Annotated in this window: 1 protein-coding gene; it reads right to left on the bottom strand. The window is 59.4% G+C overall.

Going from position 1 to position 1053, the window contains the following annotated elements; genetic code table 11:
* Nucleotides 1-77: 77 nt before the first annotated feature.
* A complete protein-coding gene (locus tag D2U88_RS00015; RefSeq protein ID WP_235855684.1) occupies nucleotides 78-1052 on the bottom strand; it encodes an IS110 family RNA-guided transposase in 975 nt (324 codons plus the stop codon).
* Nucleotide 1053: the final 1 nt, after the last annotated feature.

Genomic DNA, 1053 nt, shown 5'->3' with positions numbered 1-1053 from the left:
GCCGGTTCGACCGTTATGCCATCTATCTCACCTCCACAGACATCTTGAGCGTTCAGCGTCAGCTGATCGCAATTCCGTCAGATTGATGCTTCCTGCGATTGATACACATCACCGCGCCGAAGGATCGCCCAAGCGACTCGGGCAAGCTTCGCAGCGAGCGCCACCACCACGACATTTGGATGCGCACGGGCAAGTAGGTTGCGTAGCCATACTCCCATGGCGGTTTGCTTTTCGACGAAGTGCCGCATCGCTGCTCGTGCGCCGTGGATAAGTTGGGTTCGTAGATAGCGGTTGCCCCGCTTGCTGATGCCCAGCATTTTGGTCTTGCCGCCAGTTGAGTGTTGTCGTGGTGTCAAACCGAGCCATGCGGCCAGATCACGCCCCTTGGCAAAGGCGCTGGCATCACCCACTGCGGCGACCAGTGCCGTGGCATTGATCGCCCCAATGCCAGGAACCGTGACCAGACGCTGAGCCAGATCATCTTCACGCGTCATGGCCATCAGTTCGTCGTCATAGGCTCCTATCCTGCGGTCAAGCTCTGCCCATTCATCGCGCAGGTCCCGAAGCAGGCGCAGCATTCTGGCGCTGATTGGCAAATCGCCCCCCATAAGATCATCAAGCCGCCGGATAAGAGGACCGCGCCGCTGAGGCAGGATTATGCCGCGTTCTAACAGGACGGCGCGCAGTTGGTTGGTCAACCGCGTCCGCTCCGCAACCAGCCTTGCACGCGCCCTGTGCAGGATCTGCAAATCGAGCTGAGCTTCGCTTTTTGGCGTCACCAGGCGCATGGTTGGCCGGGTCGCGGCTTCCGCGATGGCCTCCGCATCTCGATCATCGGTCTTCTGCGCTTTGACGTAGGGCTGAACATATTCCGGCGACATTAACCGCACCGAATGACCATGCGACTGGAATGTCCGGGCCAGAAAATGTGCGCCGCAGCACGCTTCCATCGCTACCACGCATTGCGGCAGCTTCGAGACAAACTTGATCAACCCTTCACGCGTCATTCGTCGGCGCATAATTACCGCACCTGCAGCATCAAGGCCGGCCACG

The sequence above is a fragment of the Flagellimonas aequoris genome, assembly GCF_003584165.1.
GTDB classification, from domain to species: Bacteria; Bacteroidota; Bacteroidia; order Flavobacteriales; family Flavobacteriaceae; genus Flagellimonas; species Flagellimonas aequoris.
Note: the sequence above shows the minus strand (reverse complement) of the source record. Positions and strands in the feature narration are given on the sequence as shown.